Source organism: Phenylobacterium sp. (assembly GCF_025351295.1).
In the GTDB taxonomy this organism is placed as follows: domain Bacteria; phylum Pseudomonadota; class Alphaproteobacteria; order Caulobacterales; family Caulobacteraceae; genus Phenylobacterium.
Genome location: NZ_JANXWD010000048.1, coordinates 23,295 through 41,247 on the forward strand (window position 1 = coordinate 23,295; position 17,953 = coordinate 41,247).

Genomic DNA, 17,953 nt, shown 5'->3' on the forward strand with positions numbered 1-17,953 from the left:
TGGGAAGCGGGTTCGATGGGCGCCGCGCCCATCCCGTCAGCCCTTGGAGATCTGCGATCTGGGTCCCGGCCTTCGCCGGGCTGAGCGGAAATCACATCGGCCTGAGCGGCCGGATCACCGGGCGGCGGTAGGTCAGGTCCTTGGGGTTCCAGGTCATGGCGCGGGCGACGTCGGCGATGTCGACGCGGCGGCCGGCCTGCACGGCCTTGCGGTCGCGCAGGATGACCGGCAGGCCCTTCAGCGAGTCCACGAAGGCGCGCCAGACGATGCCGGCGTGCGGCCAGTTGGGGCGCCGCGACGAGATGAACACCACCGCCATCAGGTGCAGCGGGATCACCAGCGGCAGCAGGGTCCAGGGGGTGTTCTTGTAGACCCCCCAGAAGCGGTTGCGGGTGCCGTGGTAGACCGCGAACTCCGACTTGCGCCCGCCCGAGGAGGCGGAGCCCAGGTGATGGATCGCGGCGTGCGGGACCAGCAGGGTCGGCTCCCCGGCCAGCTGCAGGCGGTAGCCGAGGTCGACGTCCTCCGAGTAGCAGAAGTAGGGCTCGTAGAACCCGCCCAGCCCCAGGAACAGCTGCCGGTCGATCATCATCGCCGCGCCGCAGGGGGAAAACACCTCGCCCTCGAAGGCCTGGCCGGTATCGCGGCTCATGTAGCCGCCGCGGTAGGGGATGCCCCAGATGCTCATCACGTCGCCCAGGCCGTCGAGCAGGCCGGGCGCGTCGGCCATCATCTGGCGCGAGGTGAATGAGCGGACCTGCGGATGGCGCTGGGCGGCGGCCATCAGCTCGGCCAGCCAGTCGGGCTCGGCGAAGGCGTCGGGGTTGAGCAGTACGTACCAGCGGCCCCGCGCCAGCCGCGCGCCCTGATTGCCGGCCCTGGCGAAGCCGATGTTCTCGCCGTTGCGGACTAGCCGCACGGAAGGAAAGCCCGCCGCGATCGCCACGTCGCCAGGATCCGGCGAGGCGTTGTCGATCACCAGGGTCTCGAAGTCGCGGAAGGTCTGCGCCTCCAGGCGCTCCAGGCAGGTGCGCAGCGTCGGGCCGGAATTGTAGGCGATCACGCAGACGGTCAGCGCCGGCGCTTCGGCCTTGTCATCGCTCGCTCGCTGCGCCATGCGACAGCTTCACCCGCACCACTGGAAGAACATGACGACGATCACGCCGCTGGCGATTCCCGACGTTCTGCTTATCACGCCCAGGCGGCATGGCGATGCGCGCGGCTGGTTCGCCGAGACCTGGAGCGAGAAGGCCCTGACCGGCACGGTGGCGCAGACCACCTTCGTGCAGGACAACCAGGCCTTCAGCGCCCAGAAGGGCACCCTGCGCGGCCTGCACTTCCAGACCGCGCCGAACGCCCAGGGCAAGCTGATCCGGGCGCTGCGCGGGGCGATCTTCGACGTGGCGGTGGATATCCGGGCCGGGTCGGCGACCTACGGCCAGTGGGTGAGCGCCGAGCTGACGGCGGAGCGCGGCGAACAGCTGTGGATCCCGCGCGGCTTCGCCCATGCCTACTGCACGATCACCACCGACTGCGAGATCTTCTACAAGGTCGATGCGCCGTACGCGCCCGGGAGTGAGGGCGGCCTCGCCTGGGACGACCCCGACCTGGCGATCCCCTGGCCGCTGGATGGCGACCCGGTGATGTCGGGCAAGGACCAGGTGCTGCCACGGCTGAAGGACCTGGGGGCGGTGGCGTTCTGATCTCCTCTCCCCCGGGAAGCGAGAGGGAGAGGGTAGGGAGAGGGTCGGCGCGTAAGGACGTGATCCGGCGGTGGTCCAGCCAGGACCCATGCACGTCGCCGCTGCGGGTCCTTGGGTCGCCAACGGGAGAGACGCAGAGGCCCAGCCGACCCTCTCCCTACCCTCTCCCTCTCGGCTTCGCCGGGGGAGAGGAGGCGGTCCATTCGGCGAGGACAGCGGCGTCGCCTTCATCCTTCATGCGACTGGCGGCCAGCGTCTCGAACGCCGCCCCGCCCAGCAATCGTGACAGCGCCCACACTGCCGCCCCGCGCACCACCGGGGCGGGATCGTCCAGCAGGCGCCGGGCCTCGGCCGCCAGCGCCGGATCGCCGGCGTTGCCGATCGCGTACAGCACGTTGCGCACGAAGCGGTCGCGGCCGATGCGCTTGACCGGGCTCCGGGTGAAGAGGGCGCGGAAGGCGGCGTCGTCCAGGCGAGCAAGATCGGCCAGCGAGGGCGCCGTCAAGGCGTCGCGGGCGGCCAGCTTCTGGTCGCGGCCAGCCTGGGCGAACTTGTTCCAGGGGCAGACGGCGAGGCAGTCGTCGCAGCCGTAGATGCGGTTGCCGAGCGCCGCGCGGAACTCCGGCGGGATCGGCCCCTTCCGCTCGATGGTCAGGTAGGAGATGCAGCGCCGCGCATCCAGCTGGTAGGGCGCCGGGAAGGCCTTGGTCGGGCAGATATCCAGGCAGGCGTGGCAGGTTCCGCAGCCGGTGGGGTCGGCCGGGTCGGGCGTCAGGTCCAGGGTGGTCAGGATCGAGCCCAGGAACAGCCAGGAGCCGAACTCGCGGCTGACCAGGTTGGTGTGCTTGCCCTGCCAGCCCAGGCCGGCGCGTTCCGCCAGCGGCTTCTCCAGCAAGGGCGCGGTATCGACGAATACCTTCAGCTCGCCGCCGAACCGGGCAACCAGCCCGCGGGCCAGCGCCTTCAGCCGCGCCTTGATCACGTCGTGATAGTCGTCGCCCTGGGCGTAGACGCTGATCGCGCCTCGGGTCGGGTGGCCCAGGATCGCCAGCGGATCGCGGTCGGGCCCGTAGTTGACCCCCAGGACGATGGCCGAGCGGGCCGCGCTCCACATGGCGCGCGGGTGGCGGCGGCGCTCCAGCGTCTCGGCGATCCAGCCCATCTCGCCATGGCGGCCGGCGTCGACATAGGCGTCCAGCCGCGCGGCGGCGGGCCAGGCTTGGTCGAGGTCGGTGAAGCGGCAGACGTCGAAGCCGAGGGCCAGGGCTCCGGCGCGGATCAGGTCTTCGGGGGCGTCAGAAGTCGAGGTCGTCATAGTGCCTGGCCGGGGCGAGCCCGGGCCAGCGGTCGGCCAGCAGCGGCCGGAAGCAGGGCCGGGACTTCAGCTTCATGTACCAGGTCTTGGCGGCCGGGAATTCCTTCCAGGCGACATCGCCGAAATAGTCGATCACCGACAGATGGGCGGCGGCGGTGAAGTCGGCCATCGACAGCCGCTTGCCGGCCAGCCACTCACGCGCCTGCAGCAGGTCGTCCAACATGAACAGGTGGACCTTCAGGGCGTCCTTGCCCTGGCGCAGGTTGGCCAGCTCCGGGGCGCCCAGGCCCATCAGCCGCTTCTCGACCTTCTCGTGCAGGATATAGCCGCCGGCCTCGAAGGCGAACTTTCCCTCGAACCAGGTCATCAGGCGCCGCGCCTCGGCCCGCTCGGCCGGCTCGCGGCTTATCAGGGCGGGCTCGGGATAGGCCTCCTCGAGGTGACCCAGGATCGCCCGGCCTTCGCAGAGGACCAGCGGCGGCTGACCCGGCTCGGTCTCCACCAGCACCGGGACCATGCCCGACGGGTTCAGCTTGGTGAGCTCGCGCGGCCGCTCCCAGTAGCGCACCGAGACCTCGGCGAACGGCAGGCGCTTCTCCCCCAGCGCCAGGCGGACCAGGCGGGAGACGGGATCGAGGGGAAAGTGATGCAGGATGCGTTCGACGCTCATCGGACTTCTGTGGCGAATCGGCGAGCGCCCAACTGACGCGGCGGGTCTTAAGGTCTCGTTTACTGCGTTTTCGGACGGGACGTCACGGCGGCCTCTGCGAACGCGCCGCCGTGAGGTTCCGCCCGCCCGCGCGGGTCGGCGTGGATGATGATGTCGGCGGCGGGGAAGGCCTCCAGGATCCGTTTCTCGGCGGCGACGATCACCTCGTGGGCGGCCTCCAGCGTCACCTCGGGTTCGAGGTCGACGTGCATCTGCATGTGCACATAGGGGCCCGAGGCGCGGGTCCGCAGCTGATGCACATTGGCCAGCCGGCCGTCGGCGGTGGCCAGGCGCACGATCTCGGCGCGGGCCTCGTCGGGCAGTTCGTGGTCCATCAGCTGGCTGGAGGCCTCGCGGAACACCCCCACCGCGCCCCAGAGCAGCAGGGCGGCGATGACCACGGCGGCGGCGGCGTCCAGGCCGTTCACGCCCAGCCACGCCGAGGCGGCGATGCCGGCCAGGGCGATCAGGTTCGACGCCAGGTCCATGGCGTAGTGCGCCCGGTCGCCCGACACCGCCACCGAGGCGGTCTGCTTCAGCACCCGCCCCTGGGCGGCGAGCAGCAGGGCGGTCAGCACGGTGGAGACGGCCATCACCGCCACCGCCCAGCCCTCCTGGCGCAGGGGATGCGGCGCGATGAAGTCGCCGACCGCCTCGCGGGCGATCAGGGCGGCGGAGGCGAACACCAGGCCGGCCTGCACCAGGCTGGCGAAGGCCTCGGCCTTGCCGTGCCCGAAGCGGTGCTCGGCGTCCGGCGGCGCGGCGGCGTAGCGCACCGCCCAGAAGGTGACCAGCGAGGCCACCAGGTCGAGGCCGGAGTCGGCCGTCGAGGCCAGCAGCGCCACCGACCCGGACCCGATCCAGGCCGCGAGCTTGATCGTCACCAGGATCGCCGCCGTCGCCACCGACATCAGGGTCACCCGCCGCGTCAGGGCGGTGGTCTCGGCGGGGCTCAGGCGCGGCGGGCTCATCGCCGCATCCATAGCGGTTCGTCGCGGTTTGCGCGCCGGGGAAAGACCGGGGTGACGACGTGGCGCGCCGCGCCGGGTGCGCGCTCATCGACCCTACCAACGGGTAGCATCCCGGTTTCGGCGCAGCCGAAGACCGGGACCCATGAGCGCCTGAGGGTCAGGACTGGTCGTGGCTGCGCCGCAGCACCGCCCTTGCGGCGCGATCGACGCTTATGGGTCCCGGTCTTTCGCTGGCGCGAAAACCGGGATGACACGCCTCTTTGACGCGAAGTCGGTGGAAAGGCGGGCCTCGGCCAGGCCCCACCATGGATCTCATGGCGGCCAGTTTACCTGCGGCCTTGGGCCTATTGTTAGCCGTTCTGACGCTGACCGGCGGCCTTCAAGTCAAGTTGCGACAAGCGTCCCTTCGGGAGCAATCCCATCCAGTCCGGCGTCGATGACAGTCTGGCTCTTCATCCTGTTCTCGGCTGTCATTATCATTGTGGTCACAGCGGTGAGGGTCGCGACAAAGGTGCTGCGGCGATCGAGATGAGTCTCTCAACCCCCGTTCCTTGACCTGACCCCCCTCATCGGCGCATAAGCGCGGCCTTCCGGCGCAACCTCGGTCAGCGCCCTCTACCGCCACGGCCCCCAGGTCTTATCTGGGACGAGGGCGGCGAGGCCCCCCGTCCACGCAATCGTGCACGGGGGTCGACTGCGTTTGGGCCATGGAGTTGAGACTTGTTCGACGCACTAACAGACCGGCTTTCGACCGTATTCGACCGGCTCTCCGGTCGCGGCGTGCTGTCCGAGAAAGACGTCGCCGAGGTGATGCGCGAGATCCGCGTCGCCCTGCTGGAGGCCGACGTGGCCCTGCCGGTGGTCCGCGACTTCATCGCCAAGGCCACCGAGGCGGCGACCGGCGAGGCGGTGATCCGCTCGATCCGGCCGGCGGACCAGGTGGTCAAGATCACCTACGACGGCCTGGTCGAGATGCTGGGTGGGACGGGCGAGCCCGAGGGGCTGAACCTCTCGCTGAATCCGCCCACCGTGATCCTGATGGCCGGCCTGCAGGGCTCGGGCAAGACCACCACCGCCGGCAAGCTGGCGCTCCGCCTGGTGCGCGAGCGCAAGAAGGTCCTGCTGGCGTCGCTGGACACCCGGCGGCCCGCCGCCATGGAACAGCTGGCGATGCTGGCCGAGCAGGCCGGCGCCCAGAGCCTGCCCATCGTCGCCGGCCAGGCCGCGCCCGACATCGCGCGGCGCGCCATGCAGTCGGCCAGGCTGCAGGGCTATGACATCCTGATCCTCGACACCGCCGGGCGCACGACCCTGGACGAGGCGATGATGAGCGAGGCGGCCGAGATCGCCCGCATCTCCTCGCCATCCGAGACCCTGCTGGTCGCCGATGCCCTCACCGGCCAGGACGCGGTCCGCACCGCCAAGGCCTTCCATGAGCGCCTGCCGCTGACCGGCCTGGTGCTGACCCGGGCGGACGGCGACGGCCGCGGCGGCGCGGCGCTCAGCATGCGCGCCGTCACTGGCCTGCCGATCAAGTTCCTCGGCGTGTCGGAGAAGATCGACGGCCTGGACGTCTTCGACGCCCAGCGCGTGGCGGGCCGCATCCTGGGCCAGGGCGACGTGGTGGCGCTGGTCGAGAAGGCCACGCAAGAGCTGGACATGGCCAAGGCGGAAGCCACGGCCCGCAAGCTGGCCAAGGGCCAGTTCGACCTGGACATGATGGCTGACCAACTGGCGCAGATGAAGCGCATGGGCGGCATGGAAGGCATGATGGGCCTGCTGCCCGGCGTGCAGAAGATGAAGAAACAGATCGCCGAAAGCGGGATCACCGACAAGAGCTTCGACCGCCAGATGGCGATCATCTCGTCGATGACCAGGCAGGAGCGGCAGAAGCCCGACATCCTCGCCGCCTCGCGCAAGCGCCGCGTCGCCAAGGGCGCCGGCGTCGACGTGGCCGAGATCAACCGCCTGCTGAAGCAGCACCGGCAGATGGCCGACACCTTCAAGGCGCTCAGCCGCAACGGCGGCAAGGGCTTCGGCCAGATGGCCAAGATGCTGGGCGGCGCGGGCGGCATGGACATGGGCAAGCTGGCCCAGATGACCGGCGGCCAGGCCCCGACCCCGCAGCAGATGGAAGAGATGGCCGCAAAGCTGAAGGACATGCCGGGCGGCATGCCGAAACTCCCGGGCCTGGGCGGACGTCCGCCGGGCTTCAACCCGTTCAAGAAATAGACTGAAAGTTCAAAGGACTAGAGAATGCTGAAGATCCGTCTCGCCCGTGGCGGCGCCAAGAAGCGCCCCTACTATTCGATCGTCGTCGCCGACAGCCATTCGCCCCGCGACGGCCGCTTTATCGAAAAGGTGGGCAGCTATAACCCGCTGCTGAAGAAGGACGACCCGAACCGCGTGGTCCTGAAGGTCGAGCGCATCCAGGAATGGATGAGCAAGGGCGCCCAGCCCACCGACCGCGTGGCCCGCGAGCTCGGCAAGGTCGGCGTGATCCAGTGGACCGCCAGCTCCAATCCGAAGAAGGGCCTGCCCGGAACCAAGGCCAAGGAACGCGTCGAGGAGCGCGCCCAGCGCGAGACCGACCGCGCCGCCGCCGCCGCCGAACTGGCCGCCAACCCGCCGCCGGTCGAAGAGCCGGTGATCGAGGAAGTCCCGGTCGCCGAAGCCGAGGCCGCCCCGGCGGAAGAGGCTGCGCCGGAAGTTGTGGCTGAAGCGGCTCCGGCCGCTGAACCGGTTGCTGAGGACGCTCCTGCGGCCGAGGCGGTTGCCGAAGAAGCCCCGTCCGTCGAGGCCGTGGCCGAAAGCGCGCCCGCCTCCGAGGAAGCCGTGACCGAGGCCCCGGCCGCCGAAACCGGCGAAGAACAGGCCTGAGCAAGCCAGGGATGAGGTCCGATCTCATCCAGGTGGGTCGCGTCGCGGGCGCCTTCGGGGTCCGCGGCGAGGTCCGCATCACCAGCTTCACGGCCGATCCGCTGGCGCTGGTGGACTATAAGGTGCTGCTGCGTGAGGACGGCTCGCCCGGCCTCACGCTGACCTTCGGCCGTGCGGCCAAGGGCGGGGTCGTGGGTCGCGCCCGGGAGGTCGAGACCCGCGACCAGGCCGAGGCCCTGCGCGGGCTGAAGCTGTACATCCCCCGCGCCGACCTGCCGCCGCCCGACGACGACGAGTTCTACGTCACCGACCTGATCGGTCTGGCCGTCGAGACCGCCGAGGGCGAGGCCCTGGGCAAGGTAAAGGCCGTCCAGGACTTCGGCGCCGGCGACCTCCTGGAAATCCAGCCACCCGAAGGCGCCAGCTGGTACCTGCCCTTCACCCTGGCCGCCGTGCCCGAGGTGCGGATCGCTGAGGGCAAGGTCATCGCGGTGCTTCCGCCTGAAGTCGAATAGCGCCCGTTCCTCCCCCGTCGGGGGAGGAGGCGCAAAGCGCAGGAGGGGGTCCTCCACGATGGCGCCGCCGAGGCCCTGTCGGCATCTCCGAGGCGCCCAGTCGATCCTTCTGAGCGGACCCCCTCACCCCCTTCGCGGGAGCTCCCCCGAAGGGGAGCAGCGGGTCGGCGCTAACCCTTCGCCTGCCGCACCCGCATCAGGCCTTCCTGCGCACAGCTGGCCACCAGGGCGCCGTCGGACGCCCGGTAGATGTAGCCCAGGTTGAAGCCGCGGCCGCCGGAGGCCGAGGGGCTTTCCTGGTGGTAGAGGTGCCATTCGTTGAAGTCGGTCGGGCGGTGGAACCACATGGCGTGGTCCAGGCTGGCGGTCTGGAAGCCCGGCGTCTGCCAGCTGACCCCGTGCGGCCGGATCGAGGTGCCCAGCAGGCTCATGTCCGAGGCATAGGCCAGGATCACCTGGTGCATGTGCGGGTCGGCGCCGATGCCGTCCTTGGCCCGGAACCACACCTGCTGCAGCGGCGCGCGCGGCTGGGGCCGGGCCACGTCGAAGCGGCCGCCCACCGTGCGCATCTCGATCGGCTGTGGCCGGTCCAGCCAGGCGCGCTGCTCGGCCGGGGCGTCCTTCATCAGGCGCCGCTGGACGTCGGTGTCGTCCTCGACCTCGTCCCAGCCGGGTGCGGCCGGCATGTCCGACTGGTGCTCGAAGCCCTGCTCCTCCACCTGGAAGGAGGCGGCGAGGTTGAAGATCTGCTGGCCGTGCTGGATCGCCACCACCCGGCGCGTCGTGAAACTGCCGCCGTCGCGCGAGCGGTCCACGTCGAAGATGATCGGCACGGTGGGGTCGCCCGGCCGGATGAAATAGCAATGCAGCGAGTGGCAGACGCGATCCTGGACGGTCTCGTAGGCGGCCAGCAGCGACTGGGCGATCACCTGGCCGCCATAGATCCGTTCCCGCGACTCCTCGTCCGGGGTCACGCCGCGGAACAGGTTCACCTCCAGCCGCTCCAGCCTGAGGTGTCCCACCAGCGTCTGGGTGTCCATGTGCGCCGCCCCGCCATGCTGCAATTGCGAAGGCGGGCCTTACGCCCGCCGCCGGGGGGCAGCAAGGCCGAGCTATGTCCCCGGCTTCATCCGCATCAGGCCTTCCTGGGCGACCGAGGCGACCAGGGTTCCGTCCTCGGCGTAGATCGAGCCGCGGATGAAGCCGCGGCCGCCGGAGGCCGAGGGGCTGTCGTGGGCGTAGAGGTGCCAGTGGTTGAAGTCGGTCGGCTTGTGGAACCACATGGCGTGGTCGAGGCTGGCGGACTGGAACCCCGGCGTCTGCCAGTGCACTCCGTGCGGCCGCATCGCCGTCGACAGCAGATTCATGTCGGACGCATAGGCCAGGATCACCTGGTGCATGTGGGCGTCGTCGCCGATCGGCGTGCGGCAGCGGAACCAGTTCTGCGCCACCGGCGGCTTGGGCCCGCTCATGAAGTAGTTTCGGGCGTCCACCGCGCGCATCTCGACCGGCCGCGAGCGGCCCATCCAGCTCCGGGCCGCCTCGGGCGCGGTCTTCAGATATTCCCGCATCGCCTCCGCCTCGTCCGGCAGTTCGCTCCAGTGCGGCCCGGCGGGCATCTCGGACTGGTGTTCGAACCCGGCCTCATGGACCATGAACGAGGCGGCCAGGTTGAAGATCTGCTTGCCGCGCTGGATGGCCACCACGCGCCGCGTGGTGAAGCTGCCGCCATCGCGGGAGCGGTCCACGTCGAACACGATCGGCACGGTGGGGTCGCCCGGCCGGATGAAGTAGCAGTGCAGCGAGTGGCAGACCCGGTCCTGGACCGTCTCGTAGGCCGCCAGCAACGACTGGGCGATCACCTGGCCGCCGAAGATCCGGCCCGGCCGGTTGTCCGGCGAGGTCCCTCGGAACAGGTTCTCCTCGATCCGCTCCAGCTGCAGGGTCTCGACCAGGGTCTCGTCCTGGCCTTCCGTCTCGGGACCCTCGGTCTCGGGGAGGTCGGCGTCGCTCATGGGGCGCCGCATACGCGCGCGGCGCGCGAGGGGCAAGGCGCTTGGCCGGGTGGCTGTGTCCGTGGCGCCCTTGCGGAACCTTGGGTTGCGCCCTCATCTTCGGACATGGGGAACGGGGCGGACACTTCCAGGCCGATCTGGCGCAGGCCGCTGGCGGCGGTCCTGGTGGCGTGGATGCTGCTGGTGGTCGGCGGCGCCCTGACCTCGGCGCGGCTGATGGAGATCCTGCCCGGCGAGACGGCCCTGGTCCTGGCGATTGCCGGCCTGGTCGCGCCGGTCCCGGTGCTGCTGGTCTGGGGGTTCTGGACCATGCTGCGTGAGCCGGTCACCGGCTGGATCGCCCCCACCGTGCTGCTGACCTTCGGCGGCAGCCTGATCCCGGCCTTGCAGCCGTTGCTCGACGCCGGCGTGCGGCTGAACTTCGAGGCGCATCGGCCGGTCTACGAGGCCGTGGTCGCCGACGTCAGCCTGCGCCCGCCCAGCGGCCACGACCACTGGGTGTCCGGGGTTCGCGAAGAGGTCCGCTATCGCTACCGCGCCGACCGGCCCGGCGAGATCGACTTCGCCTGGGCGGCCAACGGCGAGTTCCGCACGGGGGTCCGCTACGACGACAGCCCCTGCGTGCCGCGGCCCGGCCATCGGTGCATCGACCGCGGCCGGCCTCTGGGCGGGCACTACAACTACTACCAGATGTTGTTCTGAGGCTTGACGGGTGGGCCGCGGCCGGCGCTTTCAGCCGCCATGCCGTTCGACTGCGCCGTCCTGACCATGTTTCCCGAGGCCTTTCCGGGCCCGCTGGGCGTCTCGCTGATCGGCACGGCGTGGCGAGAGGCCGCGCTGTGGACCCTGGAAACGGTGGACATTCGGGCCTTTTCCAAAGATAAGCGCGGCTTCCTGGACGACACCCCGGCGGGTGGCGGTCCTGGACAGGTGATGCGAGCGGACGTCATCGCCTCTGCGCTGGACAGCGTGGAACGGCGGGGACGGCCGCTTTTGTACATGAGCGCCCGGGGCCGGCCCCTGACCCAGGCGCGCGTTCATGAGTGGGCCCAAGGGCCGGGGCTGATCGTGCTTTGCGGTCGGTTCGAGGGGGTGGACCAGCGAGTGCTCGACGCCCGCGGGTTCGAGGAGGTCGCGGTTGGCGACGCGGTCCTGGCCGGTGGCGAGGCGGCGGCGCTGGTGACGATCGAGGCGTGCGTACGGCTGGTCCCGGGGGTCCTGGGGCAGGCCGAGAGCTTGAGTGAAGAAAGCTTCGAGGACGGGCTCCTCGAGCATCCGCAGTACACCAGGCCGCGGACGTTCGAAGGGCTCGATATCCCCGAGGTCCTGCTGAGCGGGCACCACGCCGAGGTTCGGAAGTGGCGGCACGCGATGCGGGAACAGACCACGCGGCAACAGCGGCCCGACCTTTGGGACCGGCTGCCCGCCAATCAACAGGCAAAGGGCGATAAAGCCCAGTGAAGGACGAAGACCATGGCTGCCAACATCATTGAAACCCTGCGCAAGGAAGAAGCCGACCGCCTGCTGGCCGTGCGCAAGATCCCCGAGTTCCGCCCCGGCGACACGGTGCGCGTGAACGTGAAGATCAAGGAAGGCGAGCGCGAGCGCGTCCAGGCCTATGAGGGCGTCTGCATCGCCCGCGGCGGCCAGGGCATCGACGAGAGCTTCACCGTCCGCAAGATCTCCTTCGGCGAGGGCGTGGAGCGGGTGTTCCCGATCCTGTCGCCGAACATCGAAAGCATCGAAGTGAAGCGCCGCGGCGTCGTGCGGCGCGCCAAGCTCTATTACCTGCGCGACCGCCGCGGGAAGTCGGCCCGGATCGCCGAGCGCCAGATGAGCGCCAAGCCGACGGCCGAGGCGCCGACGGAAGGCTGAGCCTTTCGCTAGCAACAGACTTCAGAGCGGCGGCCAGGGCGACCTGGCCGCCGTTTTGCTATTGAATCCATCCCTCCACTTCAGGGGAGGGACAGGCTGCGAAGCGGCCAGGGTGGGGAAGTCACGCCCAGACTCTGAACTCGAACGCGAGACCCCCACCCCGCCCGGCTTCGCCGAGTCGGCCCTCCCCTAAAGAGGAGGGATAGGAGCCGCACAGGCCGCCGCCGGCGTGGAACGCGCTCACCCGTCCTGGGCGGCGTAGGCGCCCAGTTCCTTGGCCAGGTGATCGAACATCAGCCGCATGCGCGGGCTGCCGCGCAGGGTCTCATGCATGCAGATCCAGAGGTCGAGCCGAAAACCGAAGGCCTCCGGCATGACCGGCGTCAGTCCGTACCGGCGGCCGATGTGGTTCTGACAGACTCCGATCCCGAACCCGGCGCGCAGGGTGGCCAGCTGGGCGATGTCGCTGTCGGTGCGGAGCGCGAAGGCGTCGCGGGTGACCGGCCGGCCGATGGCCAGGTCCTTGACCATCTCGGGGAACTCGCGGTCGAAGCCGATCAGGGTGTGCCCGGTCAGCTCGTCGAAGTCCTTGGGAACGCCGCAGCGCGCCAGGTAGTCCGGGGTGGCGTGGAAGCCCAGCACGACGTCGCCGACCTTCTTGGCCACCAGGCTGTTCTGGGTGGGCCGCGACATGCGCACGGCGACATCGGCGTCGCGCCGCGTCAGGTCCTCGTTCTTGTTGGACAGGATCAGCTCTACGTCGACGCCGGGGTGAGCGATGCGGAAGCTGGTGAGGATGGCCGGCAGCACCTCGACGCCGACCACCTCGCTGGCGGCGACGCGGACCACCCCGCCCTCGCCGCTGGCCACCCCGCTGGCGTCGCGGCTGGCGGCCTGGGCGGCGGCGGCCATGTCGGCCAGGTGGGGGCGGAAGGCCAGCGCCAGGTCGGTGGGCTGCAGGCCGCGCGGGCTGCGCAGAAACAGCGGCGCGCCCAGCAGGCGCTCCAGCTGGTCGATGTGCCGCCCCAGCGTGGGCTGGGTCAGCCGCCGCAGGCGGGCGGCGGCCGAGAAGCTGCCGGCTTGCAGCACGGCGTGCAGGCTTTGCAGCAGATCCCAGTCGGGCATTCCAGGCATACGCTATTGAATAGCCGTTCTATCATCGAAGGCAATTCCGTTTGACCGGCGGTCGGGCCACATCTGGGGCCTCAGCGATGGAGGTCTCGATGACCCAAGCGAACAAACCCCTGGCCCTGGTGATCGGCGCGACCGGCGGCGTCGGCGGCGCCCTGGCCGAGCGACTGCTGGCCGACGGCTGGCGGGTCCGGGCCCTGAACCGCGATCCCGCCAAGGCGCGCCAGTCGCAAGCGGTGGCGGGCCGTCCGGCCTACGACTGGGTCAAGGGCGACGCCATGGTGGAGACCGAGGTTGTCGCCGCCGCCGAGGGCGCGCAGATCGTCGTCCATGGCGTCAACCCGCCCGGCTACAAGAACTGGGCGGGGCTGCAACTGCCGATGCTGGCCAGCACCATCGCCGCGGCCAACGCAAGCGGCGCCCGCATCCTGTTCCCCGGCACGGTCTACAACTATGGCCCGGACGCCTTCCCGACCCTGACCGAGGCCTCGCCCCAGACCCCGATCAGCCGCAAGGGCGCGATCCGGGTGCGGATGGAGCAGGCGTTGCGCGACTCCGGGGCGCGGGTCCTGATCGTCCGCGCCGGCGACTTCTTCGGCCCCAGGCAGAGCGGCAGCAGTTGGCTCTCCCAGGGCCTGGTCAAGCCCGGCCGTCCTGTCACCGCGGTGGCCTATCCCGGCCCCCTGGAGATCCCGCACGCCTGGGCCTACCTGCCCGACGTCGCCGAGACCTTCGTGCAACTGCTGGCCACTGAACTGGGCCGCTTCGAAGTGTTCCATATGCAAGGCCAGCAGGCCACCGGCCACGAATTGGTCGCCGCCCTCGAAACCGCCGCTGGCCGCAGGCTGGCGGTCCGCCGTCTGCCCTGGTTCGCGCTGACCGCCGCAGCGCCGTTCAACGAGACCCTGCGCGAGATGCAGGAGATGCGCTACCTCTGGACCCGCCCTGTGCTGATGGACAACGCCCGGCTGGTGGCCAAGCTGGGCGCCGAGCCCCGCACGCCTCTGGCGCAGGCCCTGAAGACGGCGCTGGTGGGGCAGGGGTCCCTGCCCGCCGAAACGCGGCGAGCCGCCTGATCCACGTCGTCATCCCGCGGCTTGTCCGCGGGATGACGACGCATGGGTGCGAGGCAAAAATACTTCGATGGCTCAGGAAATGCGGACCTGCAGCACTGGACGACCCAGTATGCGCAGACCTACATGCGGCCCATGTCCGGCAAGACCCTCTATGACAAGATCTGGGACGCACACGTCGTCGATAGGCAGGACGGCGAGGCGATCCTCTACATCGACCTGCACCTGATCCATGAGGTGACCACGCCGCAGGCCTTCGCGGGCCTTCGCGCCAATCGCCGCGCCGTGCGCCGGCCCGATCGCACGCTCGCGGTAGCCGACCACAACGTGCCGACCGAGGGTCAGGCCCTGGGCATTGACGCCGTTGCCGACCCGGAGGCGCGCCTGCAACTGCAGACCCTGGCGAAGAACGTCGCCGACTACGGGATCGAGTTCTTCCCGATGGGCGATATCAGGAACGGCATCGTCCATGTGGTCGGCCCCGAGCAGGGGCGCACCCAGCCGGGCATGACCATCGTCTGCGGCGACAGCCACACCTCGACCCACGGCGCGTTCGGCGCCCTGGCCCACGGCATCGGCACCTCCGAGGTCGAGCACGTGCTGGCCACCCAGACGCTGCGCCAGAAGAAGGCCAAGAACTTCCGCATCCGCATCGAGGGCGAACCCGGCCCCGGGGTCGGCGCCAAGGACTACGCCCTGGCCGTGATCGGCGAGATCGGCACCGCCGGCGGCACGGGGTCGGTCATCGAGTTCGCCGGCTCGGCCGTGCGCGCGCTGTCGATGGAAGGCCGCATGACGCTCTGCAACCTGACCATCGAGGGCGGCGCGAAGGCCGGGCTGATCGCGCCGGACGAGACCACTTTCGACTATCTCAGCGGCCGGCCGGCTGCGCCGAAGGGCGGCGCCTGGGAGATGGCGTTCGCCTGTTGGAAGAGCTTCTTCACCGACCAGGACGCGGTCTTCGACCGGGAACTGGTGCTGGACGCAGCGGCCATCGCGCCCACCGTCACCTGGGGCACCAGCCCCGAGGACGTGGTGGCGATCACCGGCAACGTCCCCAGGCCGGAGAGCTTCGACACCGCCGACAAGCGCGCCTCGGCGGTCCGCGCGCTGGAATACATGGGCCTCACCGCCGGCCAGCCGATCACCGAGGCGAAGATCGACATGGTGTTCATCGGCTCCTGCACCAACAGCCGGATCGAGGACCTGCGCTCGGCGGCCCAGGTGGTGCAGACCGCCTTCCTCAATGGCCGGCTGGTCGCGCCGCACGTGCGCGCCATGGTGGTGCCGGGCTCGGGCCTGGTCCGCGCCCACGCGGAGGACGAGGGCCTGGACGCCATCTTCAAGGCGGCCGGGTTCGAGTGGCGCGAGCCGGGCTGCTCCATGTGCCTGGCGATGAACCCCGACAAGCTGGGCGACGGCGAGCGCTGTGCGTCGACCTCCAACCGCAACTTCGAGGGCCGCCAGGGCCGCGGCGGCCGCACCCACCTGATGAGCCCCGCCATGGCCGCCGCCGCCGCCATCGCCGGGCATATCGTGGACGTCCGGGAGATGCTGTGACCTTGACCAACTTGGTCAAGCTGAGCATTTGCGAGTGATGAAACAGGTCAACCTCTACGAGGCGAAGACGCACCTGTCGGCGCTGGTGGACCAGGCGGCGGCGGGCGAAGAGTTGGTCATCGCCAAGAATGGCAAGCCGCGGGCGCGACTGCTGGCGCTGCCGGAAGCGGAGGTGAAGCCGCGTGGGAAGCGCCGGTTCGGGTATTGGGGCCGGAAGTATCCGGACTGGAGACCGCCCGAGGTGTTTCGGGAAACGACGGGGCAAGGGATCGCCCTTTGGGAGGACGGCCCGGTGTTCCCACCGGATGATCCGGAGTGACCAAGGGTCTGCTGATCGACAGCCATGTCCTCATTTGGTTGGCGCAGGAGCCGCCATCGCTGTCGGCTCACGTTCTGGCTGCGCTTGAAGACAGCGAGGCGCCGCTCTTCGTGAGCACGCGCGCGATCAAGGCCTGACCGTGCTATGGGCCTGACCCGATGATCAAAGGACTTCACCACGTCGCTGTCGCCATGCGCGACTTTGAGGCCGGGATGGACGGCTACCGCCGCCTGCTGGAGATCGAGCCCCAGATTGAGGACGCAGGCGGCGCGCGCCGCGCGTGGTTCTGGCTGGACAACATGGGGCTGGAGGTCGTCGCACCCCACGGCGACGGCACCTCCGGCGACCGCGTGCGGGGCCGCCTCGACGCCGCGGGCGAGGGCCAGTGGCTGGTGGCGCTGACCGCCTCCGACCTCGACGCGGAGACCCGCCTCTGCGAGCGCCGCGGCCTGGCGATCGCCGAGCGCACCGAGCGCGCCACGATGTTCGAACCCGCCTCCACCGGCGGCATTCAAGTCGCCCTGATGGGTTTCCCGCCCCTGCCCTCGCAGGCGACGGCCGGTCTCCCCGCTCTCGACCACGTCGTGGTCCGCACAGCCAACGTCGACCGGGCCGTCGCCAACTTCGGCGGCCGGCTCGGCCTGGACCTGCGGCTGGACCGCACGAACGAGGCGTGGGGCGCGCGCCAGCTGTTCTTCCGCTGCGGCGAGGGCGTGCTGGAGTTCGGCGCCAGCACCAAGCGGCCGCCATCCGACGAGCCGGACAGCTTCGGCGGCCTGGCCTGGCGGGTCACCGACCCCGACGCGCTCCACGCGCGCCTGGCCACCGATGGCTTCAACGTCTCGGAGTTGCGAACCGGCCGCAAGCCGGGCACCAAGGTCTTCACGGTCCGCGATGCGCCAAGTGGGACAACCTTGGGCGGCGTCCCCACCCTCATGATCCAGCAGACCGCAGCCCTGGAAACCGCCTGATGCAAGCCTTCACCCGCCTGGACGCCAAGTCGGCCCCGCTGCCGCTAGCCAATATCGACACCGACCAGATCATCCCCAAGCAGTTCCTGAAGACCGTGGACCGCGCCGGGCTGGCCAAGGGACTGTTCTACGACCTGCGCTTCGACCGGCAGGGGCGCGAGAAGCCCGACTTCGTGCTGAACCAGCCGGCCTACAAGGGCGCGGGGGTGCTGATCGCCGGCGATAACTTCGGCTGCGGCTCGTCGCGCGAGCATGCGCCCTGGGCGCTGATGGACTTCGGCATCAAGGCGGTGATCTCCACCAGCTTCGCCGACATCTTCTACAACAACTGCTTCCAGAACGGCCTGCTGCCGGTGGTGCTGAAGGCCGAGCAGGTGGCGCAGCTGATGGACGAGGCGCGGGGCGGCAACCACGTGGTCAGCGTCGACCTGGAGACCCAGACCGTCACCTCGCCGTCGGGCCAGGTGTTCGCCTTCGAGATCGACCCGCAGCGCAAGGCCAAGATGCTGCAGGGCCTGGACGCCATCGGCGAGACCCTGACGTCCGCCGCCTCGATCGACACCTATGAGACGAAGCGGGCCCTGTCGCAGCCCTGGCTGGAGCGCGCATGACGATCATCATCGCCGGCACGGTGCGCGTGCCGCCTGAGAACCTGCCGGCCTTCCGGCCGCATCAGGACGCCATGCTGGCCGCCAGCCGGGCCGAGGACGGCTGCCTGACCTATTCCTACGCCGTCGATGTGCAGGACCCGGGCCTGATCCGGGTGTTCGAGGCCTGGCGCGACCAGGCCGCCATCGACGCCCACTTCAAGGCCCCGCACATGGCGGCGTGGCGCGCCGCCGGGGCCGAGTTCGGGGTTTCGGACCGGAAGCTCAGCCTGTACGAGGTCGCCTCCGAACGCACTCTAGGCTGAGAC

21 protein-coding genes are annotated in these 17,953 nt (G+C 70.0%); 14 read left to right on the forward strand and 7 right to left on the reverse strand.

The genetic code is table 11. The annotated features are described in order from the left end of the window. Nucleotides 1–91 precede the first annotated feature (91 nt). Nucleotides 92–1,117, reverse strand: coding sequence for a glycosyltransferase family 2 protein (locus tag Q0R13_RS07550; protein ID WP_293901810.1), 1,026 nt, complete (start codon nucleotides 1,115–1,117; stop codon nucleotides 92–94). Between Q0R13_RS07550 and rfbC the strand changes: the two genes are divergently transcribed. Next, nucleotides 1,116–1,703 (forward strand): dTDP-4-dehydrorhamnose 3,5-epimerase, encoded by a 588-nt coding sequence (rfbC, locus tag Q0R13_RS07555; protein WP_293901813.1) that lies wholly within the window; start codon nucleotides 1,116–1,118, stop codon nucleotides 1,701–1,703. The two genes, Q0R13_RS07550 and rfbC, sit on opposite strands and share 2 nt — an antisense overlap. Nucleotides 1,704–1,860: 157 nt before the next feature. Here rfbC and queG read toward each other — a convergent pair whose 3' ends face one another. From queG to Q0R13_RS07570, 3 genes are read right to left on the reverse strand one after another with little or no spacing between them, the layout of a single operon-like run. After that, on the reverse strand, nucleotides 1,861–3,018 hold the full coding sequence (queG, locus tag Q0R13_RS07560) for a tRNA epoxyqueuosine(34) reductase QueG (protein WP_293901816.1): 1,158 nt from the start codon (nucleotides 3,016–3,018) through the stop codon (nucleotides 1,861–1,863). Beyond that, nucleotides 2,999–3,688 carry a glutathione S-transferase family protein gene (locus Q0R13_RS07565; protein ID WP_293901819.1) on the reverse strand — a complete coding sequence of 230 codons (690 nt, stop codon included), beginning with the start codon at nucleotides 3,686–3,688 and terminating at the stop codon, nucleotides 2,999–3,001. The genes queG and Q0R13_RS07565 overlap by 20 nt, the downstream gene beginning before the upstream one ends. 59 nt (nucleotides 3,689–3,747) lie before the next feature. Beyond that, on the reverse strand, nucleotides 3,748–4,698 hold the full coding sequence (locus tag Q0R13_RS07570) for a cation diffusion facilitator family transporter (protein WP_293901822.1): 951 nt from the start codon (nucleotides 4,696–4,698) through the stop codon (nucleotides 3,748–3,750). A gap of 720 nt (nucleotides 4,699–5,418) precedes the next feature. Here Q0R13_RS07570 and ffh point away from each other — a divergent pair. Genes ffh through rimM form a run of 3 tightly spaced genes read left to right on the forward strand, consistent with a single transcriptional unit; the run spans nucleotide 5,419 to nucleotide 8,093 of the window. After that, the gene (gene ffh, locus Q0R13_RS07575; RefSeq protein WP_293901825.1) at nucleotides 5,419–6,930 is read left to right on the forward strand and encodes a signal recognition particle protein; all 1,512 of its coding nucleotides are present in this window, start codon (nucleotides 5,419–5,421) and stop codon (nucleotides 6,928–6,930) included. Nucleotides 6,931–6,954: 24 nt separating this feature from the next. Beyond that, nucleotides 6,955–7,578, forward strand: a complete 624-nt coding sequence (gene rpsP / locus Q0R13_RS07580) for a 30S ribosomal protein S16 (RefSeq protein WP_293901828.1) — start codon at nucleotides 6,955–6,957, stop codon at nucleotides 7,576–7,578. Between the two features lie 11 nt (nucleotides 7,579–7,589). Next, nucleotides 7,590–8,093: a ribosome maturation factor RimM gene (rimM, locus tag Q0R13_RS07585; protein WP_293901831.1), complete on the forward strand. Its 504-nt coding sequence runs from the start codon at nucleotides 7,590–7,592 to the stop codon at nucleotides 8,091–8,093. A 170-nt stretch (nucleotides 8,094–8,263) separates the two neighbouring features. Here the strand turns inward: rimM and Q0R13_RS07590 are convergent, their stop codons facing one another. Continuing rightward, nucleotides 8,264–9,133, reverse strand: coding sequence for an acyl-CoA thioesterase II (locus tag Q0R13_RS07590; RefSeq protein WP_293901833.1), 870 nt, complete (start codon nucleotides 9,131–9,133; stop codon nucleotides 8,264–8,266). 72 nt (nucleotides 9,134–9,205) lie between these two features. Further along, nucleotides 9,206–10,108, reverse strand: coding sequence for an acyl-CoA thioesterase II (locus tag Q0R13_RS07595; protein WP_293901836.1), 903 nt, complete (start codon nucleotides 10,106–10,108; stop codon nucleotides 9,206–9,208). A gap of 105 nt (nucleotides 10,109–10,213) precedes the next feature. On the opposite strand from Q0R13_RS07595, the gene Q0R13_RS07600 reads away from it, so the two are divergent. From Q0R13_RS07600 to rplS, 3 genes are read left to right on the forward strand one after another with little or no spacing between them, the layout of a single operon-like run. Continuing rightward, nucleotides 10,214–10,810 (forward strand): hypothetical protein, encoded by a 597-nt coding sequence (locus Q0R13_RS07600; RefSeq protein WP_293901839.1) that lies wholly within the window; start codon nucleotides 10,214–10,216, stop codon nucleotides 10,808–10,810. 39 nt (nucleotides 10,811–10,849) lie between these two features. Further along, nucleotides 10,850–11,569: a tRNA (guanosine(37)-N1)-methyltransferase TrmD gene (trmD, locus tag Q0R13_RS07605; protein WP_293901842.1), complete on the forward strand. Its 720-nt coding sequence runs from the start codon at nucleotides 10,850–10,852 to the stop codon at nucleotides 11,567–11,569. A 12-nt stretch (nucleotides 11,570–11,581) separates the two neighbouring features. Then, nucleotides 11,582–11,983, forward strand: coding sequence for a 50S ribosomal protein L19 (rplS, locus tag Q0R13_RS07610; protein ID WP_293901845.1), 402 nt, complete (start codon nucleotides 11,582–11,584; stop codon nucleotides 11,981–11,983). Nucleotides 11,984–12,223: 240 nt separating this feature from the next. On the opposite strand, the gene Q0R13_RS07615 is transcribed toward rplS, so the two are convergent. Beyond that, entirely contained in the window at nucleotides 12,224–13,108 is an 885-nt protein-coding gene (locus Q0R13_RS07615) for a LysR family transcriptional regulator (protein WP_293901847.1), read from the reverse strand. Between the two features lie 98 nt (nucleotides 13,109–13,206). Here Q0R13_RS07615 and Q0R13_RS07620 point away from each other — a divergent pair, with 98 nt between their 5' ends. The 7 genes from Q0R13_RS07620 (at nucleotide 13,207) to Q0R13_RS07650 (ending at nucleotide 17,950) form a co-directional block, all read left to right on the forward strand. Then, nucleotides 13,207–14,190, forward strand: a complete 984-nt coding sequence (locus Q0R13_RS07620; protein WP_293901849.1) for an NAD(P)H-binding protein — start codon at nucleotides 13,207–13,209, stop codon at nucleotides 14,188–14,190. Between the two features lie 132 nt (nucleotides 14,191–14,322). Next, nucleotides 14,323–15,747, forward strand: coding sequence for a 3-isopropylmalate dehydratase large subunit (gene leuC / locus Q0R13_RS07625; RefSeq protein ID WP_293901970.1), 1,425 nt, complete (start codon nucleotides 14,323–14,325; stop codon nucleotides 15,745–15,747). 37 nt (nucleotides 15,748–15,784) lie between these two features. After that, on the forward strand, nucleotides 15,785–16,066 hold the full coding sequence (locus tag Q0R13_RS07630; protein WP_293901852.1) for a type II toxin-antitoxin system prevent-host-death family antitoxin: 282 nt from the start codon (nucleotides 15,785–15,787) through the stop codon (nucleotides 16,064–16,066). After that, the gene (locus Q0R13_RS07635) at nucleotides 16,063–16,203 is read left to right on the forward strand and encodes a hypothetical protein (RefSeq protein ID WP_293901855.1); all 141 of its coding nucleotides are present in this window, start codon (nucleotides 16,063–16,065) and stop codon (nucleotides 16,201–16,203) included. Before Q0R13_RS07630 ends, Q0R13_RS07635 begins: the two co-directional genes overlap by 4 nt. Nucleotides 16,204–16,224: 21 nt before the next feature. Beyond that, nucleotides 16,225–17,037, forward strand: coding sequence for a VOC family protein (locus tag Q0R13_RS07640; RefSeq protein WP_293901858.1), 813 nt, complete (start codon nucleotides 16,225–16,227; stop codon nucleotides 17,035–17,037). Continuing rightward, a complete protein-coding gene (gene leuD / locus Q0R13_RS07645; protein WP_293901862.1) occupies nucleotides 17,037–17,648 on the forward strand; it encodes a 3-isopropylmalate dehydratase small subunit in 612 nt (203 codons plus the stop codon). Before Q0R13_RS07640 ends, leuD begins: the two co-directional genes overlap by 1 nt. After that, nucleotides 17,645–17,950, forward strand: a complete 306-nt coding sequence (locus tag Q0R13_RS07650; protein WP_293901864.1) for a putative quinol monooxygenase — start codon at nucleotides 17,645–17,647, stop codon at nucleotides 17,948–17,950. Before leuD ends, Q0R13_RS07650 begins: the two co-directional genes overlap by 4 nt. Nucleotides 17,951–17,953: the final 3 nt, after the last annotated feature.